At 74.3% G+C, this 24,096-nt stretch carries 26 protein-coding genes and 1 tRNA gene; 20 read left to right on the forward strand and 7 right to left on the reverse strand.

Features of this window, described 5'->3' with window-relative positions:
* Positions 1-4 precede the first annotated feature (4 nt).
* Complete coding sequence (gene pruA, locus AB3388_RS06755; protein WP_495409992.1) at positions 5-1,630, forward strand: L-glutamate gamma-semialdehyde dehydrogenase; 1,626 nt, start codon at positions 5-7, stop codon at positions 1,628-1,630.
* Positions 1,631-1,654: 24 nt separating this feature from the next.
* On the opposite strand, the gene AB3388_RS06760 is transcribed toward pruA, so the two are convergent.
* Positions 1,655-2,179, reverse strand: a complete 525-nt coding sequence (locus AB3388_RS06760) for a DUF488 domain-containing protein (RefSeq protein WP_495409993.1) — start codon at positions 2,177-2,179, stop codon at positions 1,655-1,657.
* A gap of 22 nt (positions 2,180-2,201) precedes the next feature.
* Here AB3388_RS06760 and AB3388_RS06765 point away from each other — a divergent pair, with 22 nt between their 5' ends.
* On the forward strand, positions 2,202-3,362 hold the full coding sequence (locus tag AB3388_RS06765) for an MFS transporter (RefSeq protein WP_495409994.1): 1,161 nt from the start codon (positions 2,202-2,204) through the stop codon (positions 3,360-3,362).
* Between the two features lie 29 nt (positions 3,363-3,391).
* On the opposite strand, the gene AB3388_RS06770 is transcribed toward AB3388_RS06765, so the two are convergent.
* Positions 3,392-3,736 carry a hypothetical protein gene (locus AB3388_RS06770; RefSeq protein WP_495409995.1) on the reverse strand — a complete coding sequence of 115 codons (345 nt, stop codon included), beginning with the start codon at positions 3,734-3,736 and terminating at the stop codon, positions 3,392-3,394.
* A 26-nt stretch (positions 3,737-3,762) separates the two neighbouring features.
* Positions 3,763-4,464: a helix-turn-helix transcriptional regulator gene (locus tag AB3388_RS06775; protein ID WP_495409996.1), complete on the reverse strand. Its 702-nt coding sequence runs from the start codon at positions 4,462-4,464 to the stop codon at positions 3,763-3,765.
* A gap of 108 nt (positions 4,465-4,572) precedes the next feature.
* Between AB3388_RS06775 and AB3388_RS06780 the strand changes: the two genes are divergently transcribed.
* Positions 4,573-5,124, forward strand: coding sequence for a DUF2231 domain-containing protein (locus AB3388_RS06780; protein WP_495409997.1), 552 nt, complete (start codon positions 4,573-4,575; stop codon positions 5,122-5,124).
* A 1-nt stretch (position 5,125) separates the two neighbouring features.
* A complete protein-coding gene (locus tag AB3388_RS06785) occupies positions 5,126-5,575 on the forward strand; it encodes a hypothetical protein (RefSeq protein WP_495409998.1) in 450 nt (149 codons plus the stop codon).
* 7 nt (positions 5,576-5,582) lie between these two features.
* Here the strand turns inward: AB3388_RS06785 and AB3388_RS06790 are convergent, their stop codons facing one another.
* Positions 5,583-6,650, reverse strand: coding sequence for an NAD(P)-binding domain-containing protein (locus AB3388_RS06790; RefSeq protein WP_495409999.1), 1,068 nt, complete (start codon positions 6,648-6,650; stop codon positions 5,583-5,585).
* Between the two features lie 162 nt (positions 6,651-6,812).
* Here AB3388_RS06790 and AB3388_RS06795 point away from each other — a divergent pair, with 162 nt between their 5' ends.
* Positions 6,813-8,213, forward strand: a complete 1,401-nt coding sequence (locus AB3388_RS06795) for a L,D-transpeptidase family protein (protein WP_495410000.1) — start codon at positions 6,813-6,815, stop codon at positions 8,211-8,213.
* 9 nt (positions 8,214-8,222) lie between these two features.
* Here AB3388_RS06795 and AB3388_RS06800 read toward each other — a convergent pair whose 3' ends face one another.
* Positions 8,223-8,459 carry a hypothetical protein gene (locus tag AB3388_RS06800; protein WP_495410001.1) on the reverse strand — a complete coding sequence of 79 codons (237 nt, stop codon included), beginning with the start codon at positions 8,457-8,459 and terminating at the stop codon, positions 8,223-8,225.
* A gap of 188 nt (positions 8,460-8,647) precedes the next feature.
* Between AB3388_RS06800 and AB3388_RS06805 the strand changes: the two genes are divergently transcribed.
* Genes AB3388_RS06805 through AB3388_RS06825 form a run of 5 tightly spaced genes read left to right on the forward strand, consistent with a single transcriptional unit; the run spans position 8,648 to position 13,718 of the window.
* The gene (locus AB3388_RS06805) at positions 8,648-9,436 is read left to right on the forward strand and encodes an ABC transporter ATP-binding protein (RefSeq protein ID WP_495410002.1); all 789 of its coding nucleotides are present in this window, start codon (positions 8,648-8,650) and stop codon (positions 9,434-9,436) included.
* On the forward strand, positions 9,433-10,362 hold the full coding sequence (locus AB3388_RS06810) for an ABC transporter ATP-binding protein (protein ID WP_495410003.1): 930 nt from the start codon (positions 9,433-9,435) through the stop codon (positions 10,360-10,362). The genes AB3388_RS06805 and AB3388_RS06810 overlap by 4 nt, the downstream gene beginning before the upstream one ends.
* The gene (locus AB3388_RS06815) at positions 10,359-11,249 is read left to right on the forward strand and encodes a branched-chain amino acid ABC transporter permease (RefSeq protein WP_495410004.1); all 891 of its coding nucleotides are present in this window, start codon (positions 10,359-10,361) and stop codon (positions 11,247-11,249) included. Before AB3388_RS06810 ends, AB3388_RS06815 begins: the two co-directional genes overlap by 4 nt.
* Positions 11,242-12,465 (forward strand): branched-chain amino acid ABC transporter permease, encoded by a 1,224-nt coding sequence (locus tag AB3388_RS06820; protein ID WP_495410005.1) that lies wholly within the window; start codon positions 11,242-11,244, stop codon positions 12,463-12,465. The genes AB3388_RS06815 and AB3388_RS06820 overlap by 8 nt, the downstream gene beginning before the upstream one ends.
* The gene (locus AB3388_RS06825) at positions 12,462-13,718 is read left to right on the forward strand and encodes an ABC transporter substrate-binding protein (protein WP_495410006.1); all 1,257 of its coding nucleotides are present in this window, start codon (positions 12,462-12,464) and stop codon (positions 13,716-13,718) included. The genes AB3388_RS06820 and AB3388_RS06825 overlap by 4 nt, the downstream gene beginning before the upstream one ends.
* 58 nt (positions 13,719-13,776) lie before the next feature.
* Here AB3388_RS06825 and AB3388_RS06830 read toward each other — a convergent pair whose 3' ends face one another.
* Complete coding sequence (locus tag AB3388_RS06830) at positions 13,777-14,931, reverse strand: MFS transporter (RefSeq protein WP_495410007.1); 1,155 nt, start codon at positions 14,929-14,931, stop codon at positions 13,777-13,779.
* Positions 14,932-15,016: 85 nt separating this feature from the next.
* On the opposite strand from AB3388_RS06830, the gene AB3388_RS06835 reads away from it, so the two are divergent.
* From AB3388_RS06835 to AB3388_RS06855, 5 genes are all read left to right on the forward strand, one after another.
* Positions 15,017-15,616: a TetR/AcrR family transcriptional regulator gene (locus AB3388_RS06835; protein WP_495410008.1), complete on the forward strand. Its 600-nt coding sequence runs from the start codon at positions 15,017-15,019 to the stop codon at positions 15,614-15,616.
* Positions 15,613-16,365 carry a maleylpyruvate isomerase family mycothiol-dependent enzyme gene (locus tag AB3388_RS06840; RefSeq protein WP_495410009.1) on the forward strand — a complete coding sequence of 251 codons (753 nt, stop codon included), beginning with the start codon at positions 15,613-15,615 and terminating at the stop codon, positions 16,363-16,365. The genes AB3388_RS06835 and AB3388_RS06840 overlap by 4 nt, the downstream gene beginning before the upstream one ends.
* A 19-nt stretch (positions 16,366-16,384) precedes the next feature.
* The gene (locus AB3388_RS06845; RefSeq protein WP_495410010.1) at positions 16,385-17,173 is read left to right on the forward strand and encodes a class I SAM-dependent methyltransferase; all 789 of its coding nucleotides are present in this window, start codon (positions 16,385-16,387) and stop codon (positions 17,171-17,173) included.
* 117 nt (positions 17,174-17,290) lie between these two features.
* A complete protein-coding gene (locus AB3388_RS06850) occupies positions 17,291-18,754 on the forward strand; it encodes an ATP-binding protein (RefSeq protein ID WP_495410011.1) in 1,464 nt (487 codons plus the stop codon).
* A gap of 318 nt (positions 18,755-19,072) precedes the next feature.
* Positions 19,073-19,618, forward strand: coding sequence for a hypothetical protein (locus AB3388_RS06855; RefSeq protein ID WP_495410012.1), 546 nt, complete (start codon positions 19,073-19,075; stop codon positions 19,616-19,618).
* 146 nt (positions 19,619-19,764) lie between these two features.
* Here AB3388_RS06855 and AB3388_RS06860 read toward each other — a convergent pair.
* A tRNA-Lys gene (locus AB3388_RS06860) sits at positions 19,765-19,840 on the reverse strand.
* Positions 19,841-20,021: 181 nt separating this feature from the next.
* On the opposite strand from AB3388_RS06860, the gene AB3388_RS06865 reads away from it, so the two are divergent.
* The 5 genes from AB3388_RS06865 (at position 20,022) to AB3388_RS06885 (ending at position 24,091) form a co-directional block, all read left to right on the forward strand.
* A complete protein-coding gene (locus AB3388_RS06865) occupies positions 20,022-21,221 on the forward strand; it encodes a L,D-transpeptidase (protein WP_495410013.1) in 1,200 nt (399 codons plus the stop codon).
* A complete protein-coding gene (locus AB3388_RS06870) occupies positions 21,218-22,039 on the forward strand; it encodes an N-acyl homoserine lactonase family protein (RefSeq protein WP_495410014.1) in 822 nt (273 codons plus the stop codon). Before AB3388_RS06865 ends, AB3388_RS06870 begins: the two co-directional genes overlap by 4 nt.
* A 57-nt stretch (positions 22,040-22,096) precedes the next feature.
* Positions 22,097-22,615, forward strand: coding sequence for a hypothetical protein (locus tag AB3388_RS06875; RefSeq protein ID WP_495410015.1), 519 nt, complete (start codon positions 22,097-22,099; stop codon positions 22,613-22,615).
* 118 nt (positions 22,616-22,733) lie between these two features.
* Positions 22,734-23,813 carry an exo-alpha-sialidase gene (locus tag AB3388_RS06880; protein WP_495410016.1) on the forward strand — a complete coding sequence of 360 codons (1,080 nt, stop codon included), beginning with the start codon at positions 22,734-22,736 and terminating at the stop codon, positions 23,811-23,813.
* Entirely contained in the window at positions 23,810-24,091 is a 282-nt protein-coding gene (locus AB3388_RS06885; protein ID WP_495410017.1) for a ubiquitin-like small modifier protein 1, read from the forward strand. The genes AB3388_RS06880 and AB3388_RS06885 overlap by 4 nt, the downstream gene beginning before the upstream one ends.
* The last annotated feature ends 5 nt before the right edge of the window (positions 24,092-24,096 follow it).

Below are 24,096 nucleotides of genomic sequence, written 5' to 3' on the forward strand. Positions count from 1 at the left end.
CCCCATGGACGCCGTCACCCGGGTGCCCGCTCCCGGCAACGAGCCGGTTCTCACCTACGCCCCCGGCTCGCCGGAGCGGGCGGCGCTCGAGCTGCGCCTGGCTGAGCTCGCCGACGCTCCGTTCGAGCTGACCGCGACCGTCGGCGGGCAGCAGCGGATGCCCGGCGGCGCCGAGTTCGACGTCGTGCAGCCGCACCGGCACGCCGCCGTCCTGGGGCGCTCGGCGGTCGCCGACGCTGCCGACGCCGAGCAGGCGGTGCGTGCGGCCAGGGACGCCGCTCCCGGCTGGCAGGCCCTCTCCTTCGACGACCGCGCCGCGGTCTTCCTCAAGGCCGCCGACCTGCTGGCCGGCCCGTGGCGGCAGACGCTCAACGCCGCGACGATGCTCGGGCAGAGCAAGACCGCCTACCAGGCCGAGATCGACAGCGCCTGCGAGCTGATCGACTTCTGGCGCTGGAACGTGCACTTCGCCCGCGAGATCGTCGCCGAGCAGCCGGTGTCCTCACCCGGCGTCTGGAACCGCACCGACCACCGCCCGCTCGAGGGCTTCGTCTACGCGATCACGCCGTTCAACTTCACCGCCATCGCCGGCAACCTGCCGACCGCGCCGGCGCTCATGGGCAACACCGTGGTCTGGAAGCCGGCGCCGACCCAGCAGTTCGCCGCGCACTTCGTGATGCGGCTGCTGGAGGAGGCCGGCCTGCCTCCCGGCGTGATCAACATGCTGCCCGGCGACGGGCACCAGGTCTCCGACGTCCTCCTGGCCGACCGCGACCTGGCGGGCATCCACTTCACCGGCTCCACCGCCGTCTTCAGGAGCCTGTGGCGGCGGGTCGCCGAGAACCTCGACAGCTACCGCGGCTATCCGCGGATCGTGGGGGAGACCGGCGGCAAGGACTTCGTCGTCGCCCACGCCTCGGCCGACGTCGACGTGCTGCGCACCGCGCTGATCCGCGGCGCCTTCGAGTACCAGGGCCAGAAGTGCTCGGCGGCCTCGCGCGCCTACGTGCCGCGCAGCGTGTGGGCGCGGCTGCGCGACGACCTGGTCGGCGAGACCGAGGCGCTGCCGATGGGCGACGTCACCGATTTCTCGAACTTCCTGGGCGCCGTCATCGACCGGCGGTCGTTCGACAAGCTCGCGCGGGTCATCGACCGGGCGAAGAACGACCCGGCGCTCAGCGTCGTCGCCGGCGGAACGGTCGACGACAGCGAGGGCTTCTTCGTCCGGCCGACGATCGTCGAGGGCACCGACCCCGCGCACGAGGTGTTCGCGACCGAGTACTTCGGGCCGGTGCTCGCCGTGCACGTCTACGACGACGCCGAGTACGACAGCGTGCTGGCGCAGATGGAGTCGGTGGCGCCGTACGCGCTCACCGGCGCGGTCATCGCCCAGGACCGCGCCGCGATCGCGCACGCCGAGCGGTTCCTGCGGTTCGCGGCCGGCAACTTCTACGTCAACGACAAACCGACCGGCGCCGTCGTGGGCCAGCAGCCGTTCGGCGGCGGGCGCGCGTCGGGCACCAACGACAAGGCCGGGGCGGCGCAGAACCTGCTGCGCTGGACGTCGACCCGCTCGATCAAGGAGACGTTCGTCCCCCCGACCGACCACCGCTACCCGCACCAGGGCTGAGGGACTTTCCGCGCCGAAAGTCCCTCACGCGGGCCAGTGGACGAGGCCGTCGGGGGCGAGGACGGCCCCGTCCGAGGGGCGGTGCGCGGCGAGCCGGCCGTCGGGCATCAGGTGGCTCACCGGCACGCCCCGCCCGAGGACGGCGACGTCGGCGATCAGCCGCCGGTGGCAGCGCCACCACACGCTCTCGCTGCACATCACCGCGACCGCGGCGCCGGCCGCCTCCGCGAGCACCTCGTCGAAGGCCGCGGCGAACTCCGGCGTGCGGGTGTGCGCGGCGTAGGCGGCGAACGCGGCGTCGGTCCACCACCCGTCGGCAACCGGCTCGCCCCGGGGCAGCCGGCGCCGGCCGCCGAGCCGCTCCTCCCAGCGGTAGCCGATGCCGGCCGCGGGCAGCCACTCGGCCAGCGCCTCGCGGCGGACGTCCGGGTTCGACCGGCTGCCGGGGAACCGGCGGACGTCGACCAGGAGCGCGACCGAGGCGGCCGACAGCCGGTCGCCGAGGCGGGCGCGGTCGTCGGGACCGTGGCCGATCGTCAGCAGGGGCATCCGACCTGCATACCGTGGGGGCGTGGGCGGGGCAGAGGTGCGGCAGTCGCTGTGGCGGCTGCCGGCCATGCGGGCGCTGATCGCGGCGACCTCGCTCGGGTTCGTCAGCTTCTGCCTCACGCTGGCCTCGCTGCCGGCCTACGCGGTCGCCGGCGGTACGAGCGCCACCGCCGCCGGCGTCGTCACGACCGTGTTCCTGCTGGTCACGATCGCGGTCCAGCTGACGGTGCCCGCGCTGACCCGGCGGTTCGGCCTGGGGCCGGTGCTGGCCGGCGGGCTGCTGGCGCTCGGGGCGCCGTCCCCGCTGTACGCGGTGGATGACTCCCTCGGCTGGCTGGCCGGCATCTCGGCGGTGCGGGGCGCGGGCTTCGCGGTGCTCACCGTGGTCGGCGCGACGCTGGCCGGGCTGCTCGCCCCGCCGGAGCGGCGCGGGGAGTCCTTCGGCCTGTACGGCCTGGGCATCGCGGTGCCGCAGCTGATCGCCGTCCCGCTGGGGGTGGCGCTCGTGCTGGGCGGGCGCGCCGAGTGGCTGGCCTGGCTGGCCGCCGTCCCCGTGCTCGGCCTGCCGCTGGTGCCCCGGCTGGTCCGCGCGGCGCCGTCGGCACCGACCGCGGCTACGGAGCCGGGCGGGTCCCGCCGTGCCGTCCGCAGCGCCCTGGTCCCGTCGGTGCTGCTGTTCGTGGTCACCCTGGCCGGCGGGGCGGTCGTCACCTTCCTGCCGATCGGGCGGCCGGAGGGCGCGATCGCGACCACGGCGCTGCTGCTGATGAACCTCACCGCCGCCGTCAGCCGCTGGCGCGCCGGGGTGCTGGCCGACCGGCTCGGCCTGCGCGGGCTGCTGCCGCTGTCGGTGGTGCTGGCCGCCGCCGGTCTCGTCGTCCTCGCGCTCGGCGTGGAACAGGGGACGGCGACCGTGCTGGCCGGCGCGACGGTGTTCGGGTTCGGCTACGGCGCGACGCAGAACCTCACGCTGCTGGCCGCGTTCCGGCGGGCCGGTGACAGCGCGGCCACGACGGCGAGCGCGTTCTGGAACGCCGCGTTCGACGGCGGCACCGGCGTCGGCGCGCTGCTGCCGGGGCTGGTGGCCGCCGGCCTCGGCCTGCCGTGGACCTACGCGCTGATCGGCGCCGTGCTGGTGGCGGTGCTGCCGCTGGCCCGCGCCGCCACCCGCGGCGCCGGCTGACCGCAGCCCGGCTCGACCCCCGGTGCGGGTCAGCTGACGGCGCGATCCGCGGCGGCGCGCAGCGAGCGGAGGAACAGGATCTCCTCCCCGGACCGGCGCAGCCACGTCCGCAGCCCCTCCGGGTCGGTGCGGTTCGCGTCCCGGAGCTGACCGAGGCGCAGCTGCCGGGTGCTGGCCTGGGCCCGCTGCGCCGGGGGCAGCTGCCGCCCCAGCGTGCGGGCGACGGCGGTCAGCCCGGCGCCGAGGAAGGCCAGCTCGCGGATCGCGGTCACGCCGGCCAGCAGGTCGTCGGCGGCGGGGTCGCCGGCGTCGAGCAGGCGCAGGTACTCGCCGGCGCGGGCGTGGCCCTCGGCGGCGTCGGGGGAGGTGCTCATCGCCCCCACTGTCCCAAACCGCCGGCTCAGGGGCGCGCGGGCTGCAGCCGCACGCAGCACTGGCCCGGCGTGGGCTCCAGCGCCGCGTCGACCGTCCGCGCCTGCAGCCCCTCGAGCAGCCCGGTCACGAACGCGTGGTTGATCCCGCACACCAGCTCGGGGTCGCGGGCGGCGAGCGGGTGGAACGGGCAGTTGCGCAGCCGCAGGGTGGCGCCGGCGTCCCGGACCGGCTCGAAACCCAGCCGCGACAGGACGGCGCCGGCCAGGGCGAGCGCCCGCTCCGCGCCGAGCCGGCCGAGGCGCCGCGCGCTCCGCTCGGCCGCGCCGTCGGCGGCGCCGCGGGCTCGGGCCACGCGCAGCGCCGCCTCGCCCGCCGTCTCGGTCGGCTGCTCGGTGCGCACCGCCTCGACCAGCAGGTCGGCGAGCAGGTCGGGGCTGCGCGGCGGGATGCTGACGCGGACCTCCGTGCCCGAGGGGGCGTAGACCTTCGGACGGCGCCCGATGCCCCGGCCGACGTCCCCGGTCCGGGCCGCGAGCAGGCCGGCCGCGACCAGCTTGTCCAGGTGGAACGCGGCCAGCTTGCGGGAGATCCCGACCGCCTCGGCGGCCGCCTCGCGGGTCACCGGACCGGCCGCCTCCCGCAGGTGCTCGAAGAGCGCGCGGCGCACAGGGTCGGCGAGCGCGGCGACGGCCTGGACGTCCGGGAGCTGCCGGCCCGGGGTGCTCATGCGCGGCATCGTATCGCCAACGTCGGTGCGCCGATGCCCCTCCTCTTGACGCTCCGGGATCAAAAGACAAACATCGATTGGCAAATATCGACCCTCTCGGAGGTCGCGATGGAGCCAGTGGACACCCGCGCCAAGCGGCCGGCCTCGGCGCTGCTGGCCGGCCCCTACGGGCATCCCTTCCACCCGATCCTGGTGACCGTCCCGATCGGCGCGTGGGTCTCGAGCCTCGTCCTCGACATCGGCTCGCACGTGGTCGGGGACGGCGCCGCGCTGGCGACCGGCGCCCTGTGGCTGATCGCGATCGGCGTCCTCGGAGCGCTGGCGGCCGCGGCGGTCGGCTTCCTCGACTTCCTGCTCATCCCGTCGGGGACGCCCGCGCACCGGACGGCGCTGCTCCACATGGGCCTGAACCTGGCGATCACCGTCGGCTTCGCGCTCGGCTTCCTGTGGCGGCTGAACGCGGACGACGGGCCCACCGGCATCGGGCCGCTGGTGCTCTCCGCCGTGTGCCTCGCCGCTCTCGGCATCTCCGGCTCCCTCGGCGGCAAGCTCGCCTACCGGTACGGGGTCCGTGTGGCCGACGAGGCGGAGCAGGCTGAAGGGTTCGCCCGGCCCGGCGCACCCGTCGATGTTCGAGCCCCTGGAAGACGAGGAGACTGACATGGCCGTTGCCGCGCTGATCACCTGGATCGTCACGGCGGGGTTGGGCTTCACCATGCTCGGCCGCTGGCTGCGCGCCGGCGGCACCCGCTCCACCAGCGGTGCCTTCCGGCCCCCGGTGGTCTTCAGCCACTTCCTGCTCGCCGCCGCCGGACTCGTCCTCTGGATCGTCTACCTCGTCGCGGACGCCGACGCGCTGACCTGGGTGGCCTTCGTCGTCCTCGTCCTGGTCGCGGTCCTCGGTGACGTGCTCGTGCTGCGCTGGAACAAGACCCGCCGCGGCGAGCTGGTGGCCGGCGGGTCCGCCCGAGGGACCGCCGGCGCGGTCGCCGAGACCGACCCCGCGCCCGAGCGGCACATCCCGGCCGGCCTGGTGGGGGCGCACGGCGTGTTCGCCGTCGCGACCGTCGTCCTCGTGTTCCTGACCGCCATCGGGGTCGGCGGCAGCTGACGCCGGCTCAGGCGGCCTGCGACGCCGGACTCAGGAACGCCCGCAGCTCCCGGGCGGCGGCCTGCCCGGCGCGGTTGGCGCCGATCGTGCTGGCCGAGGGGCCGTAGCCGACGAGGTGCACCCGCGGGTCCCGGGCGGTGCGCGTACCGACCATCCGGATGCCACCCCCGGGCTCGCGCAGGCGCAGCGGCGCGAGGTGGGCGAGCGCGGCGCGGAAGCCGGTGGCCCAGAGGATCACGTCGGCCGGCACGAACCGGCCGTCGTCCCAGGCCACGCCATCCGGGGTGACGCGGTCGAACATCGGCAGCCGCCGCAGCGCGCCGCGGTCGAGGGCGGCGCGGACCCACGGCGTGACGACCAGCCCGGTGACGCCGACGACGCTGCCGGGGGAGCGGCCCGCCCGCACGGCCTCCTCGACCCGGGCGACCGCGGCGCGGGCCTCGTCGGTCCCGAACGTGCCCGCGCGCCAGACCGGCGGACGCCGCGTCACCCAGGTCGTCGAGGTGACCCGTGCGATCTCCCCGAGCAGCTGCACCGCCGAGGCGCCGCCCCCGACGACCACCACGTGCCGGCCGGCGAACTCCTCGGCCGAGCGGTAGTCGGCAGTGTGCAGCTGTCGGCCGGCGAAGCGGTCCTGGCCGGGGTAGCGGGGGACGAACGGCCGCGTCCAGGTGCCGGTGGCGTTGACGACCGCGCGCGCTGCCCAGCTGCCTGCGGAGGTCTCGACCAGCAGGCGCTCGCCCGGCCGTACCGCGGTGACCCGCACGGGCCGGTGCACCGGCAGGTCGAACGCGCGCTCGTAGGCGGCGAAGTAGGCCGGCACGACCGTGCCGGCCCGGTCGTCGTCGGCACCCGCGTCGAAGGGCAGGCCGGGGAGGTCGTGCACGCGGTGCGTCGTCCCGAGGGTGAGCGAGGGCCAGCGGTGCTGCCAGGCGCCGCCCGCCGCACGTTCGGCGTCGAGGACGACGAACCCGGTCTCGCGGGTGAAGCCCTGGCGGAGCAGACCGTAGGCGGTGGCCAGCCCGGCCTGCCCGGCGCCGAGGACGGCGACGTCGACAGGGCGCGGGCGGGTCACGGGAGGGAGAACCGCGGCGCGGCACGCAGGCTTCCCGGGGACGGGCAGGTGGAAGCACTCCCACCGGAGCGACTTGACCACTCCTGGGGCGGGTGGGGCGCCCGGGGCGGCCCGCCCGCGCGGTGCTTGGCCGGGCGCCCGGGCAGCTTGTTTCCTGGCCGGGTGAGGGCGATCCGGTACGGACAGGTTCGGTTCAGGCGGCTGTGGCGGGTCGCCGTCCTCGGGGCGGTGCTGACGGCGCTCGTGGCGGTCGCCGCACCCCCGGCGCTGGCCGACACGTTCTCCTCGCCGGCGACCGGCCGGCACACGGTGGTCGGCGCGATCCTCCAGCGGTACCTCGCCCTGGGCGGCCCGCGCGGCGTCATGGGCTACCCCACGACCGACGAGCTGCCGACGCCGCTCGTCCACGGCCGCTACAACCACTTCCAGTCCGGCTCCATCTACTGGTCACCGGCGACGGGCGCGCACCAGGTGATCGGCGCGATCCGGGACCGCTGGGCCATGCTGGGCTGGGAGAACGGACCCCTCGGGTTCCCGACCTCCGACGAGGTGCCCACCGCCGACGGCGTCGGCCGGAGCACCACCTTCCAGGGCGGCGCGCTGCTCTGGTCGCCGGCCACGGGGACCCGCTGGGTGGGCGGCGCGATCTGGGCGAGGTACAAGGCGCTCGGCGGGGACGCCTCGGAGCTCGGGCTGCCCACCACCGACGAGCTGACCACCCCCGACCAGCAGGGCCGGTACAACCTGTTCCAGGGCGGGGCGATCGTGTGGTCGCCGGCCAGCGGCGCGCACAGCGTCCACGGCGCCATCTGGGCCCGCTGGGGCGCGATGGGGTCGGAGAACAGCGCGCTCGGGTTCCCGACGTCCGACGAGTACGCGATCACGGGTGGCCGGGCGCAGGACTTCCAGTACGGCCGCCTCACCTGGACGGCGTCCGGCGGGGTCGTCGTGGCCGGGGCCCCGAAGGCCGGCGGCGGGACGGTCCCGCTGGGCGTGACGCCGCCCGGCACGCAGCTGGTCACCGTGGTGGCGCCGTCGGCGAGCTCGACGACCGCGACGCTGACCGCCTGGGAGAAGCGCGGCGCCACCTGGACGGCCGTGCTCGGCCCGGTGACCGCCCGCGTCGGGTCGGCCGGGATCGGGGTGCCCAGCGAGACGACGTCGCGCACACCCGCCGGCACCTGGACCCTCACCGAGGGCTTCGGCCGGCTGGCGAACCCGGGGACCGCGCTGCCGTACCGGGTGATCGACGGCAACGACTGGTGGGTCTCCGACGTCACCAGCGCCCAGTACAACCGCTACTACCGCTGTGTGCCCGGCACCTGCCCGTTCGACGAGCGCGCGGGGGAGCGGCTGACCTCTGCCGGCGCGGTCTACGACAACGCCGTGGTCATCGATGTCAACCGGCGCGGCGTGCGTGGCGCGGGGTCGGCGTTCTTCCTGCACATCGCGAACAGCTCGGCCACCGCCGGCTGCGTGGCGATCCCGCGGGCCGACCTGCAGACGCTGATGCGCTGGCTGAACCCGGCCGCGCGCCCGGTGATGAGCATCGGCGTCGGCTGACCGCCGTCCTCAGCCGGCCAGCGAGCTGGCCTGCCCGGCGCTGATCCGCGCCGCGGCGGCGTCGATCCAGGGTTGGTGGACGTCGAGGCCCTCGGCCTCCGCCGCGGCGCGCACGGTGGCCGCGGCGACCTCCAGCGGTGCGCCGGCCGCGCGGTCGGCGGCGAGCTCGTACACGAGCAGCGCCCGGAGACGGGCCTCGAGGGGCAGTCCGTCGAGGTGGGTGCGCCAGTCGCTCGGCGTCGTCATGGCACGCGTGTGCCCGAGCGACCGCGGCGGCACACGCGACACGCCGGAAGGCTGGTCGCGGATCCGCCGGTGCGCCCGTCCGGGTGACGACTTGGGAAAGAAAACGGACGTCGGGGAGCCGTAGCGGCGGCCCCGCCCCTATGGTTCCCGGACATGTGGGCCACGTCACAGCTGTTGGCCGGTGCACCGTGTTGAAGGTCGAGGACCTGCACGTCACCTACGGCGGGGCGGTGCGCGCCCTGCGCGGGGTGACCCTGGAGATCCCCGACGGGGCCGTCGTCGCCGTCCTCGGCAGCAACGGGGCGGGCAAGACGACGCTGCTGCGCACCATCTCGGGCACGCTCGGCCTGCACCGCGGCAAGGTCGACGCGGGCTCGGTGCGATTCGGCGACGTCGACCTCACCCGCCGGGATCCCAGTGGCACCGTCCGCGCCGGGGTCGTCCAGGTGCCCGAGGGACGGCGGATCTTCGGCCGGCTCACCGTCGAGGAGAACCTCCGCGCCGGGGGGATGGGCAACCGCGACCGGGCGGCCAAGGAGGAGGCGCAGAAGCGGGTCTACGACCTGTTCCCGGTCCTCGCCGAGCGCTCGGCCCAGCGCGGCGTCCTGCTGTCGGGCGGTGAGCAGCAGATGCTCGCCATCGGCCGCGCGCTCATGGCCAGCCCCAAGGTGCTGCTCCTCGACGAGCCGTCGCTGGGGCTCGCGCCGCGGGTGATCGGGCAGATCGGCGAGGTGATCGGCGAGATCAACCGGCAGGGGACGTCGGTGCTGCTCGTCGAGCAGAACGCCACGATGGCCCTCGGCGTGGCCGACCTCGCCTACGTGCTGGACGTCGGGGAGGTGTCCCTGTCCGGGGCGGCGCAGGAACTGGCCGCCACCGACGAGGTCCGCCGGCTCTACCTCGGCCACGACACCGACGAATCCGTGGCCCGCGGTCCCGCCCGGCCGCGCCGCACCCTCTCGAGGTGGACGCCATGACCGAGACCCTCGACCGCGACGCCGCGCCGCGGGCCGACGTCCCGACGCTCGAGGTGGAGCACGTCAGCGTGCGCTTCGGCGCCATCAAGGCGCTCTCCGACGTCTCCTTCACCGTCGCCCCCGGCACCATCCACGCCGTCATCGGCCCCAACGGGGCGGGCAAGTCGACGATGTTCAACGTCCTCTCGGGGGTCTACCAGGCCGCCGAGGGGGAGGTCCGGTTCGGCGACGCCCGGCTGGACCGGATGCGGCCGTACCAGATCGCCGGCGTGGGCGTGGCCCGCGCCTTCCAGAACATCGCCCTCTCCGGCTCGCAGTCGGTCGCCGAGAACCTCATGCTGGGCCGCCACCACCTGACGAAGGCCGGCTTCCTGTCCTCGGGGCTGCGGCTGCCGCGCGCCACCAGGGAGGGCCGCCGGCACGGGGAGCGGGTCGCCGAGATCGCCGAGTTCCTCGACCTGGGCGACAAGCTGCAGACGCCGGTCGGCGTCCTCTCCTACGGCGACCAGAAGCGGGTCGAGGTGGCCCGCGCGCTGTGCACCGAACCGCGGCTGCTGCTCCTGGACGAGCCCGTGGCCGGCATGAACGCGGAGGAGACCAGCCGGATGGCCGACGCCATCCGGGAGATCAGCTCCGGCCTCGAGATCTCGATCATCCTGGTCGAGCACGACATGGGCATGGTCATGGCGCTGGCCGACCGGGTGACCGTCCTGGACTTCGGGCGGCTGATCGCCGACGGGACCCCGGCCGAGGTGCAGGAGGACCCCGAGGTCATCCGCGCCTACCTCGGGTCGGGCAACGAGATCGACCCCTCCGCGGCGGCCACCGCCTCGTCCGACGCTCCCGCCTCGTCCGACGCTCCCGCCTCGTCCGGGGCCACCACTTCGTCCGACGCCACCACCGAGATCCCGGGGGACCGCTCGTGACCCAGTTCCTCTCGCTGCTGCTCAACGGCATCTCGCTGGGCGCGATGTACGCGCTCATCGCGCTCGGCTTCGTGATCATCTTCAAGGCCAGCGAGGTCGTCAGCTTCACGCACGGCTCGCTGCTGCTGCTCGGCGCCTACTCCATCGTCCGGTTCTCCGACGCCTTCGGGTTCTGGCTGGGCGTCCTCGCCGGCGTCGTCCTGACCGCGCTGGTGGCCCTGCTCATCGAGCGGCTGATCATCAACCCGCTGCGCGGGGCGCCGGTGATCAGCCTGGCGATCGTCACGATCGGCGTCGACATCATCCTGCTCACCGACCTGATCCGGCGGATCGGCTCGGACATCCTCAACGTGCCGCACCCCTGGGGCGGCCAGGTGTTCCGGATCGGCTCGGTCGGCATCAGCCTGAACCGCGCCATCGCGATCCTGGTGGCCGCCGTCCTGATCGGCGGGTTCTTCCTCGCCTTCAAGTACTCCACCTGGGGCGTGGCCATGCGCGCCTCGGCCGAGGACGGCGAGGCCGCGGCCCTCATGGGCATCCGGCAGGGCCGGGTCTCGATGGTCGCCTGGCTCGTGGCCGGCGCTCTGGCCGCGGTGGCCGCGCTCTTCCTGGTCGGCGCGCCCACGCCGGGGGTCAGCCCGGCGGTCTACACGGTCGCGCTCGGCGCGTTCCCGGCGGCGATCCTCGGCGGCCTGGACTCGACCGGGGGCGCCCTCGTCGGTGGCCTGCTCATCGGGGTCACCGAGGCGCTGGCCGCGGGCTACCAGGACCAGCTGCTCTTCCTCGGCCGCGGCTTCTCCGCCGTCATCCCGTACATCGTGATGCTCGTCGTCCTGCTCGTCCGGCCGTCGGGGCTCTTCGGCACCAAGGAGCTGACCCGTGTCTGAACTGACCGTGCCGGCCGGGGCCACACGGACCGCCGGCGCCCGCGCCGCCACAGTCCGACCGGGCCGGTCGTGGCTGCGCCCGGTGGTCCTGATCGTGCTGCTCGTGGTGCTGCTGATCCTCCCGCTCTACGTGGAGGAGTTCTGGCTGCGCACCGGGTTCGCCGTCTTCGGCGCCGCGGTGGGCGCCATCGGGCTGAACCTGCTGGTCGGCACCAGCGGCCAGCTCTCGCTCGCCCACTCGTTCTTCCTCGCGGTGGGCGCGGTCACCTACACCTTCGTCTCGGGGGAGTCCGGCGGGCTCGGCGTCGCCGACGTCAAGGGGCTCGGCTGGCCACCGCTGGTCGGCCTGGTGCTCGGGGTGGTCCTCGCCGGTCTGGCCGGGCTGATCTTCAGCCCGGTCGCGGCCCGGCTGCGCGGCATCTACCTCGGCGTCGCCTCGCTCGGGCTGGTCTTCATCGGCCAGCACGTGCTCAACAGCTGGACGTCGGTCACCGGCGGCTTCAACGGGCGGCGGGTCCCCGACTTCTCGCTGTTCGGGTTCAGCTTCGGCAACACCGACCCGCAGCTGTTCGTGCTGGGCATCCCGTTCCGGGAGGCGGAGCGGCTCTGGTACCTCGGGCTGGTCATCGCCCTCGCGTCGTACCTCTTCGCGCGCGCTCTGCTGCACAGCCGACCCGGACGGGCGCTGCAGACCCTGCGCGACAGCGAGGTCGCCGCGTCGGTGATGGGCGTGAACGTGCAGGCCTACAAGGCGCGCATCTTCATGGTCAGCTCGATGTACGCCGGCCTGTCCGGCGTTCTCTACGCCCTGTCGATCGGCAGCATCGCGCCGGAGTCGTTCGGCCTGTTCGTCTCGATCCAGTACCTGGCCATGATCGTGCTGGGCGGCCTGGGGTCCGTGGGCGGATCGGTGCTGGGGGCGCTGTTCGTCACGGCGCTGCCCCTGGTGTTCCAGCGCTACGCCGGGGCGATCCCCTTCGTCACCGGGGCGGGTGGCGGCGGTGTGGCGGCAGGCGAGGCCGCCCGATACCTCTACGGCGCCGCGATCATCCTCGTGATCCTCTTCCTGCCCGGTGGCCTGGCCGGGCTCGCGACCCGCTTCCGCCGGCGACGACCTCCTCCGGCGGCGGGCGCCGCGGCGCGGTCGTCAGCGCCCGAGGCTTCCCCCCGCACCACCCCGTCCGACAGTCCAGCCCAAGGGAGCACCACGAGATGAGAATCGGGAAGTACTCGCGCGCGGCGGCGCTCTGTGCCGCCGCCGTCGTCGTCACGGCGACCGGCTGCAGCACCAAGGCGCCCGACAGCGGCTCCGGCGGCGGGGGAGGGTCGGGCGGCGACGTCACCACCGACGTCGGTGTCGAGGGCACCACGATCAGTCTCGGCGTCCTCACCGACCTGACCGGCGTCTTCGCCGCCCTGGGCAACGACATCACGAACGCCAACACGCTGTACTGGCAGGACAACAAGGTCTGCGACAACTACAGCGTCGAGCTCAACGTCCAGGACACCGGCTACGTGCCGCAGCAGGGCGTGCAGCTGTACAGCTCGATCAAGGACAGCATCCTGGCGATGCAGCAGACGATCGGCTCGCCGATCAACACCGCGCTGGCGCAGGACTACGAGGCCGACCAGATCGTCAACTTCCCCTCGGCCTGGGGCGAGACGCTCACCCAGATCCCCGGCACCGGTGTGCTGGGCCCGACGTACGACGTCGAGATCTCCAACGGCTACGACTACCTGTTCAAGCAGGGCCTGCTGAAGGAGGGCGACACCGTCGGCCACATCTACTTCGAGGGCGAGTACGGCGCCACCGGCCTGGCCGGCACCAAGGCCGTCGCCGAGGCCAAGGGCCTCAAGGTCATCGAGGCCCAGATCAAGGCCACCGACCAGGACATGAGCGCCCAGGTCAGCCAGTTCGCCGCGGCCGGCGTGAAGCTCATCGCGCTGACCGTCGCCCCGACGCAGACCGCGTCGGTCGCCGCGGCCGCCCAGGCCCAGGGCCTCGACGTCCCGATCCTGGGCAGCAACCCGGTCTACGCGCCGGGCCTGCTGGCCGGTCCGACGGCGCAGTGGCTGAAGGACCACCTGTACGTCGCGGCCCCGCTGGCCACGTTCGAGGGCCACGAGGACATCCTCGACGCCTACACGAAGGCGTTCCCGGACGTGCAGAACCCCAGTGCCGGCGGCGTGCTGCTCGGCTACGGCATGGCGCAGGTCATGAACGAGGTCCTGAACGCCGCGTGCGACAACGGTGACCTCACCCGGCAGGGCGTGCTCGACGCGTTCAACGGGCTCAAGAACATCGACACCGGCGGCGTGATCGTGCCGATCGACGCGTTCGAGCTCGGCAAGTCGCCCAGCCTGCAGAGCTACATCGAGCGGCCGGCCGACGTCCCCGGTGGCGCCACGGTCGCCGCCGAGCCGTTCGAGGGCGAGTTCGCGGCGGACCTCGCCGACGCGCAGGGCTGAGCCCGCACCGCACGGACGGCGTCCCCTCCTCGCCGGGAGGGGACGCCGTCCGTGCGTTCTACAGTGCGCCGCGCCGGGCTGGGCGGACGAGCCGCACCGCCAGTAGCCCGCTCAGGCCGGCGGCCACCGCCAGCACCGCGGTCGCCGAGCCCAGCCGCGCCCCCGCGGTCAGCAGGAACGGCGCCGCGAAGCCCACGTAGGCCAGCGCCAGGAACACCGACGTCAGAGCGCCGCGCCGGGTCGGCGCGGCCAGGCGGGCGGTGAGCGTCAGGCCGGCGGCCAGGCACAGCCCGCCGCCCGCGCCCAGCAGCGGCGCGGCGACGACCAGCCAGGCCAGCCCGCCGGCGCCGACGAAGGCGGCCGCCGCGGCGAACCCGACCGTGCCCAGGACTGCGCCGGCGACGGCGGTCCAGCGGCCGAGCCGGTGCTGCAGGGGAGCGGCCACCGTGCCCGCCCCGAGCGTCACGCCGGCGAGCAGTCCCGTGACGGCCACGCCGCTGCCGGGCAGCGTCCCCAGCAGCGGCACGGCCGAGACGACGGCGCTCGGGAACGCGTAGACGCAGACCGCCATCGGCGCCAGCACGGTCGCGACGAAGCGCCCGTCACCGGGCCGGATCAGCGGCACGGCGGGCGCCGGTGCGCCGTCCGAGTCGTGGGCCCGCCGCGGCACGGTCTCGGGCAGCCCGGCGGCGACGACCAGCCCGGTCGTGGCCAGGACCGCGTGCACCAGGTACGGCAGCACGGTCGGGGCGGGGGCGAACTGGCCGAGCAGGCCGCTGGTCAGCGGGCCCAGCGAGAACCCCGCCGTCATGGCGAACGCCGCCCGCCGTCCGCCGGCCGCCTCGCCCGACGCTGCCGACAGCTCACCGACCCACGCGCTGCCCACGCTGAAGACGACGCCGCTGACCACGCCCTGCACGAAGCGCGCGGCGAAGAGCAGGGCGACGGAGTCGCCGGCGAACGCGAAGGCGAGCGAGGCCAGCACCGACAGCGCGATGCCGGGCAGGGCCACCGCCCGGCGGCCGAGCCGGTCCGACAGCGGGCCCGCGACGAAGAGCGCCGGCACCAGACCGGCGGCGTAACAGCCGAACAGCGCCGTGAGCACCTCGTTGGACAGCCCGAAGCGGTCCCGGTAGAGCAGGAGCAGCGGCGTCGGGACGTTCGTGCCGGCCGCGACGGCGAACAGCGCGAAGACGCCCCGCTTCCACGGCACCGGCCCAACCTAGGGTGCCGGGGCCGCGGGACGCGCGACGAAGTGCCCTTGACGCCCGCACCGCCCCGGAGGACCGTGGCTAACCGTGTTCGGAGAAGCGAACACGAGTTGGCAAGCCAAACGTCGTGAGGCGACGCGGGAGTCGATCCTCGCCGCCGCGTGGGACGTCGCGCGCGAGCACGGTCTCGCCGCGCTGACGCTGCGGCAGGTCGCCGAGCGCGTCGGGATGCGCGCGCCCTCGCTCTACTCGCACTTCGACTCCAAGCACGCCATCTACGACGCGATGTTCGGCCAGGCCTGGAGCGCCTACGCGGCGGCGCAGGCCGCCCTCGTCCTGCCGGCCGCACCGCGCGCGGGGCTGAAGCGCCGGGCGCACCTGTACGTCGACTTCGCCGCCGCCGACCTCGCCCGCCACCAGCTGATGAACCTGCGCACCGTCCCCGGCTTCGTCCCGAGCGCCGAGAGCTACGCCCCGGCGCTGCGGGTGCTCGCCCACCTGCGCACCCATTTCGTGGCGATCGGCCTGTCACCCGACGAGGACGTCGATCTCTACACGGCCCTGCTCGCCGGCCTCGTCGACCAGCAGTGGGCCAACGACCCCGGCGGCACGCGCTGGCAGCGCCTGGTCGACCGGGCCATGGACATGTTCGCCGACGCCGTCCACCTTCCGAAGGAGCCGTCATGATGACGACCGACACCGCGATCGCGCCGCGGCTGGACCGTGCCACCGCGATGCGCCTGGCCGCGACCGAGTACGCCCGCTACCTCGCCCTGCTGCGCTCGCTCGGCGCCGAGGACTGGGCCCGGACCACCGACTGCCCCGCCTGGGACGTGCGCGCGCTCGCGGCGCACAGCGTCGGCATGGCCGAGTACGCGGCCTCGCCGGAGGAGCAGCAGCGCCAGGTCCGCGCCGCCGCCGCCCGCGGCGGGGTGTTCATCGACGCGCTGACCGGCCTCCAGGTCGGGGAGCGGGTCGGGAGCACGCCGGACGAGCTGGTCGAGCGCTACGCCGAGGTCGCCCCGGCGGCCGCGCGCGCCCGTGCGGCCCTGCCCGCCGCGGCGCACGCGGCCCCGCTGCCGGTTCCGCAGACCGTGAACGGGGCGGCCGAGACGTGGACGGTCGGTTTCCTCGTCGACGTCGTCCTTACCCGCGACGTGTGGATGCACCGCGTCGACACCGCCCGGGCGACGGGCCGTGACCTGCAGCTGACCGCCGACCACGACGGCGTGCTCGTCGCCGACGTCGTCGCCGAGTGGGCGACCCGGCACGGCGGCGCCTGCACCCTCGGCCTGACCGGCCCGGCGGGCGGCCGCTGGAGCTTCGGCTCCGGCGGCCCGGAGCTGGAGCTCGAAGCCGTGGAGTTCTGCCGGATCCTGTCCGGCCGATCGCCGGAGGACGCGACCGCGCTGCTCGCCATCGGCGTGCCGTTCTGACGGGGGAGGGGACCGGGTCATGAGCGAGACCACCTACCTGTTCGACAACGAGGCCTCGGAATCCGGGCAGCGCTTCGCCGCCCTCGCCGCGCTGTTCGACGCCACGACGTTCCGGCACGTCGAGGCGCTGGGCATCGGCGCGGGGAGCCGGTGCTGGGAGGTCGGCGCGGGTGGACCCACCGTGGCCAACTGGCTGGCCGACCGGGTCGGCGCCGGCGGGCACGTCCTCGCCACGGACATCAACACCAGCTGGGTCTCCGATCGGCTCGATCCGCGGGTCGACGTCCTCCGGCACGACGTGACGCTCGACGATCCCCCGGCCGGCCGGTTCGACCTTGTCCACGCCCGGCTCGTCCTGTGCCACCTCCCGGCCCGGGACGAGGCCCTGAGCCGGATGGTGGCCTCCCTCCGGCCGGGCGGCTGGCTGCTCGTCGAGGACTTCGACACGGTGATCGCGCTGCGGTGCATCGACCCCCACCTGCCTGCACACCACCGCGCCAACAAGCTGCACGCCGGCGTGAACGCGCTCCTCGCCCAGCGGGGCGCCGACATGGAGTACGCCCGCCGCCTGCCCCGGATGCTCGCCGGCGGCGGGCTGACCCAGGTGGGCGCCGATGCCTACTTCGCGGTGGCCCTGGCGGCCGGCAACGTGCTCAGCGTCGCCAACGTCACCCAGGTCCGGGACGCCCTGATCGACCAGCGGCTCGCCACCGCGGAGGCGATCGACGCACATGTGGCCGCGCTCTCCGACGGCACGATCACGGTCGGCACACCGCCGCTGATCTCGGCCTGGGGCCGACGCGCCTGAGTCCGCGGGCGGACGCCCGCTCGCGGATCGCGCCGGCGGTCTTCCTCGTGCGCCGCTACCCGGCAACGATGGAGCCGCGGCACCGGGAAGCGGCGGCACGGTGAGGACGACACTGCGATGACGACCGACGACCTGACGACCGACCACACCATGCCGGTGGAACGGGCGACGGCGGAGCTGCGCGGGATCGGCCTGTTCGACGGGTCCGACGACGCACAGCTGCGCGAGCTCGCGGCATCGGGGGAGGTGGTCGCCTTCGCGCCCGACGACGTGTTGTTCCGGGAGGATCACCCGGCCGACTCCTGGTGGGTGCTGCTGGACGGCAGCATCGACCTGGTGCGCCACGTGGGCCGGGACGAGACGCTGCTCGGCGCTCTCGACGTCCCCGGCCGGTGGGCCGGTGGATTCCGCGCCTGGGACGAGCACGGGGCGTACCTCGCGACCGGCAGGGCCGCGACCAGCGGGCGGATCCTGCGGGTGCCCGCCGCGGAACTCCGGCGGCTGTGGATCTCCCGCTTCCCCCTCGGGCTCTCCCTCACCGAGGGCGTCTCGCGGTCCGCGCGCAACTACGAGCGGATGGCGAGGCAGAAGGAGGCGCTGGCCGCTCTCGGCACCCTGGCCGCCGGCTTCGCCCACGAGCTGAACAACCCCGCCGCGGCGGCGACCCGGGCCGTCGACGCCCTCGCCGAGGCCTACGGGGAGATGCTGTCCGCCCTGCGGCGGCTGGCGGCGGTGCCGATCGCCGCCGAGGAGTTCACCCGGCTCGACACCCTGCGCCGGGAGCTCGGCTCGGGGCAGCAGGTCGCCGATCCGCTGGCCCTCGCGGACCGCGAGGAGGTCCTGTCGGACTGGCTGTCCGGCCACGGCGTCGGGCGGGAGTGGGCGATCGCGCCGGTGCTCGCCGCCGGTGGCGCCGATGCCGACTGGTGCGAGCGCGTGGCCGCCGTGGTGGGGGAGGCGCCGCTCGAGGCCGGGCTGGAGTGGATCGCGAGCACCCTCGCCGCGGGCGGCCTGCTCGACGAGGTGAAGGAGTCCACCTCGCGCATCTCCGGGCTCGTCGCGGCGGTGAAGTCGTACTCGCAGCTCGACCGGGCCTCGATGCAGGTCACCGACGTGACCGAGGGGCTGGAGAGCACCCTGGTGATGCTGGCCCACCGCATCCCCGGGGGCGTGACCGTCGTCCGGGACTACGGCCCCGACGTCCCCCGCATCGAGGCACTCGCCGGCGAGCTCAACCAGGTGTGGACCAACCTCATCGCCAACGCGCTCGACGCCCTCGACGGCCGGGGGACGTTGCGCGTGTCGACGCGGCTGGACAAGCGCGCGGTGGTGGTGGAGGTCGGCGACACCGGGCCGGGGATGTCGGAGGAGACGCGGGAACACGCCTTCGACCCCTTCTACACGACCAAGGGCGTGGGCGGCGGCACCGGCCTCGGGCTGGACATCACCCGGCGCATCGTCGACCGGCACGGCGGGGACATCGGGGTCGACCTCCGTCCCGGCGAGACGGTGCTGCGGGTCCGGCTGCCGGTCGACGGCGCACGGATCGCGCAGCGGCACGCCGTCGAGACGGTCGGCTGACGGGCAGGGGGGGCGGCGGGCAGCGCCGCGCGCGGACTGCCGTGGGACGAGAAGTCCCGGGGGTGACCAGTCCTCCGCGACTGTCGTCCCGTCCTGGCTCCTCAGCCCGAGCGGGCGACGAGAATGTTTCGGGCCCGAGTCCGCGTAGGAACCTCCGTCTTGCCGGCGGATTCTGGGCCGTCGACCTCGCGGGTGGCCGCTGCACCCGTGTCTTCGTTGGCCCAGCCTCGCGGCGCCCCCAGATGGTTGTCGGTCTGGGTAGATTTCTACTGCGCCGTTCGGGCTCGTCGACGTGCCTGGCTTCCCGGGGGTGACGGGTTGACGCATTCCCGACTGAACCCTTGGCCGATCCTGCGGGCCCACTGGAGGGGACTCGGACGCGGGGACCGGCGGACGTCCGCCGCGGAACTGGGCGAGCGGTCGGTCGTCGTCGCCACGCTGCTGCTCTGGGTGCCGGCGCTCTACTGGAACTGGAAGCTGAGCGCGCCGGAGCCGATGTTCGCGGGGGTGTCGCTCCTCGCGGGGGCGCTGCTGGCTGCGTTCGGCTTCCTGGCGACGGTGCGCCTGCGCCTCCAGTACCGGGACCTCCATCCCGAGAGCAGCGGATCGCGGCGCGCCAGGGAGCACTTGGACGAGAGCGTGTCCCACCTGCTGGCCGCCGCCGTGATCTGCCTGCTGGACGCCGTCGCCCTGGTGATCGGCATGAACATCACCAGCGACCCGACGGGCGCGCTCGTCGGTGTGATGGCCGCGATCGTCATCGCGCTCAGCAGCTACCTGGTGGTCCTCTTCCTGATGCTCATGACGCGGCTCTACGCCGCCTACGTCGACACCGTGCGCGCGATGAGCTCGACGGACTCGTGAACCCCGTCGACCCTCGGGCCACCTGATGGCCACGCGGAGATCCGGCAGGTGGGCCGTCCAACGGAAGACTCCGGTGGGGCGGGTGGGGGCTCGAAGGCGTGACCGCCGCTCCGCGGCCCATGCCGCGCCTGCTGTCCCCACGATCGTGGTGCGCCATCAGGGACTCGAACCCCGAACCCGCTGATTAAGAGTCAGCTGCTCTGCCAATTGAGCTAATGGCGCGTGTCGTCCGGCATGCCGGGGCGACCAGGGGACGACGATACCAGCGCGTGCAGGCCGGAGAACGGCCGGGCGGGTGGGACTGGTCACTGTGATCCCCATCCTGTCGCCCGAACGTGGACACTGGGGTCCGGACCAGCACGTCCGCATGCCCAGGACAGGGCGGAACGAGAGAGGTCGGGTAGTGCGACGCACAGCCGCAGTGATCGCCGGAGCTCTGCTGCTCCTCACCGGGTGCAACGAGGGTGCCGAGAGCAGCGGTGCGTCGGCCTCCTCCACCCCCGAGGGCCCGCCCGCGCAGGTGACGGTCTCCCCGGCCGACGGCGCCGCCGACGTCTCGCCGATCGTCCCCCTGGAGATCAGCGTCACCGACGGCGAGCTCGGCGACGTGAGACTCGTCGACGCCGCCGGCACGCCGGTCACCGGCACGCTGGGCGACGCCCCGGCCGCGCCGGCCCCGGCCGGTCAGCCCACCACCGAGGTGTGGACCCCCGACTCGCAGCTGGCGTACGGCACCACCTACACCCTGACCGCCACGGCCACCGGCGCCGACGACGACGAGACGACGACGAAGGCCACGTTCACGACGGTCACCCCCGGCACCCTGTCGACGCCGTCCATCGGCCCGCTCGACGGCATGACCGTCGGCGTCGGCCTGCCGATCCGTGTCTACTTCGACGACCCGGTCGCCGACAAGGCCGCCGTCGAGAGCCACCTCGAGGTGGTCAGCTCGACGCCCACCGATGGCGTGTGGAGCTGGCTGAACGACTCCGAGGTGCACTTCCGCCCGTCGACGTACTGGCCGGCGAACACCGACGTCACGCTCAACGCCAACCTCTACGGCGTCGACTTCGGCGAGGGCGTCTGGGGCGAGAAGAACCGCACGGTGTCCTTCCACGTCGGCGACAAGCACGTCTCGGTCGCCGACGCCGGCGCCCACACGCTGACCGTCTACGACGGCGACCAGGTCGTGCAGAACTTCCCGATGAGCGCCGGCAGCAACGTCAACCCGACGCGCAACGGCGTGCACGTGGTCACCGAGATGAACCGCAGCATGGTCATGGACTCGAGCACGTTCGGCCTGGCCGTCGACGCGCCCGGCGGCTACCGCTCCGACGTCGAGTACGCCACCCGCATCTCCAACAACGGCGAGTTCGTGCACGCCGCTCCGTGGTCGGTCGCCTCGCAGGGCAACACCAACGTCTCGCACGGTTGCATCAACCTCTCGACCGACCGGGCGGCCTGGTTCTTCAACTTCTCCCAGCCGGGCGACGTCGTCGAGGTGAAGAACTCGATCGGCCCGCAGCTGTCGGCCAAGGACGGCGACATCTACGACTGGACGATGAGCTGGGAGGACTGGCAGGCCGGCAGCGCGCTGAAGTGAGCCGCGCGGGCGTCCGCGACGTCGTCCTGCTGACCCTGGGGTGGGAGGACCTGCCGCGCGGCGTCTCGGTCGAGGGCGCCCCGCCGGAGGAGCGGCTGCGCGAGCCGGTGCCCGGCGTCCTGCTGCTCACCGACGGCGGCTGGCTGCTGCTGGACACCGGGTTCAACACCGCCCTGCTGCACGACCCGGCGCTGCGCCGCCGCTTCCACGGCGATCCGGCGGAGCGGGCGATCCTGCCGGGGCCCGGCGAGCCGCTCGAGGAGGCGCTGGCGCACGCCGGCATCGAGCTGGCCGACGTCCACGCGGTCGGGCTGTCCCACCTGCACCTGGACCACGTCGGCGGGCTGCGGCACTTCACCGGCCGGCCGGTGCACTGCCAGCGCCGGGAGCTCGAGTTCGGGCTGACCGACGAGGCCGAGCAGCACGGGATCTACCGCATCGACTTCGACGACCCGCGGCACGACTGGCGGCTGGCCGACGGCGACGTCGAGATCGCGCCGGGGGTGACCGCGGTGCCCACCGCCGGGCACACCCCCGGACACCAGAGCTTCCTCGTCGACTTCGACGAGAGCGTCGGCGGCGGCGGGCTGGTGCTCGCGTTCGACGCGGCCGACCTGCGGGCCGAGAACATCGAGCAGGAGCTGCCGATCGGCGGCCGCGTGCACGCCACCCCCGAGGAGTGCGTCCAGCAGGTCCGCCGGCTGAAGTCGCTCGCCGCCGCCCGCGGCTATCCGCTGGTGCCCGGCCACGATCCCGAGGTGTGGCCGGAGCTGACCCGGGAGATGGCCGACCGGTTCGGCCGCGCGCCCGCACGCTGAGTTTTCCGGCGTCCGCCAGGGGGAACACCACGCGTACCGCTCAGGGAGGAGACGGCCGTGGACACCTGGCTGATCGTGCTCATCGTCGTGGTCGCCGTCGTGGTGCTGGCGCTGCTCGCGCTGATGGCCTCGAAGCGCAACCGGGTCGCGCAGACCAAGAAGCGCGAGCAGGCGCGCGAACACCTGCAGGAGGCCCAGGTCCGGCAGGCGCGTGCCGACCAGCAGCACGCCCTGGCCGAGGAGCAGGCCGCCCGCGCCCGCCGCGAGCAGGCCGAGGCGCAGGAGCGCGCCATGCGGGCCGAGCAGGAGGCGCAGGAGATCCGGTCCCAGGCGCAGGAGGACCGGACCGCGGCCGAGCAGCTGCGCGCCAAGGCGGAGAAGCTCGCGCCGGGGCTGTCCTCGGACGGCGCGGGGGGCCGGCACGCCGGTCCGGCCGACGAGCGGATGCCGGCCGGCGGGCGGGCGCCGGACCACGGGCAGGTGCCGGCCGACCAGCGGATGCCGGCCGACCAGCGCACGGCGGAGAGCACGGTGCCCCCGGAGCAGCGCAGCGACGGCGGCTCGACGCGCCGCTGAGTTCCCGCGGCTCGGGGAGTCGGAGTTCTCGTAGGGGCGCGTCGCGCGCGCGGCACCGGCTGTCGGTGCCCGGCGCTAGCGTCGCGCCCACGACGAGGACATCGACTCGGAGGCCGCCATGACCGACCTGCTCGCCATCGGCACGCGCAAGGGGCTGTGGCTCGCGCGCAGTGACGACGACCGCCGCAGCTGGACGCTCGACGGGCCGCACCTGTTGGCGCAGGAGGTCTCGGCGGTGTCGCTCGACACCCGCCGTCCGCAGCCGCGGGTGCTGGCCGGCATCCAGTACGGCCACTGGGGCCCGACGGTCATGTGGTCCGACGACCTGGGCGGCAGCTGGCAGGAGACCGAGCACGGCGCGATCCGGTTCCCGGAGGACACCGGCGCCGCGCTGGCCCGCGTGTGGCAGCTGCGGCCGGACTCGCCGGGGCGGCCGGACGTCGTCTGGGCCGGCTGCGAGCCGCACTCGCTGTGGCGCAGCACCGACGGCGGCTGCAGCTTCGAGCTGGTCCGCGGCCTGTGGGACCACCCGCACCGCCCGACCTGGGAGCCCGGCGGCGGGGGAGCGACGATCCACACGGTCCTGCCCGATCCGGCGTCCGACCGGGTCGTGGTCGCGATGAGCGCCGGCGGCGTCTACGTCAGCGAGGACGGCGGCGGCGACTGGGCGCCGCGCAACCGCGGCATCGCCGCCGGCTTCCTGCCCGAGGAGCCCGAGTACGGGCAGTGCGTGCACAAGGTGGCGATCGACGCCGGCGACCCCGAGCGCCTGTACGCGCAGAACCACGGCGGCGTCTACCGCAGCGACGACGGCGGCCGGAAGTGGACGTCGATCGCCGCGGGGCTGCCGGCCGACTTCGGGTTCCCCATCGTGTCCTCGCCGACCACGCCGGGCACCGCGTGGGTGATCCCGCTGGTCGCCGACATGCAGCGGGTCCCGCCGGACGGCCGGCTTCGGGTGCACCGGACCCGCGACGCGGGGGAGACCTGGACCGAGTGCGGTTCCGGCCTGCCCGACGGGTCGTGGACCTCGGTGCTGCGGGACGCGTTCTGCGCCGACACCGGCGATCCCACCGGCATCTACATCGGCACACGGGACGGCTGCGTCTACGCCAGCGCCGACGAGGGGGAGACCTTCGCGACCGTGGCCGAGCACCTGCCCGACGTCCTCACCGTCCGCGCGGCCCGGCTGCCGTGACGGTGCAGGTGCTGCTGCCCGGGGTGCTCGCGGACCTCGCCGGGGGCAGCCGGGAGCTCGACGTCGACGCCGACGGGCGCACGCTGGCCGACCTGTTCGACACGCTCGCCGCGCAGCACCCGCTGCTGGGCCGCCGGATCAGGGACGAGGCCGGCCGGCTGCGCCGGTTCGTGAACGTCTACGTGGACGGCGACGACGTCCGCTTCGACCAGGGGCTGGCGACGGTGCTGCGCGACGGGACCCAGGTGCACGTGCTGCCGTCGATCGCCGGCGGCTGACGGCG

The organism is Geodermatophilus sp. SMS 5-13, assembly GCF_059428245.1.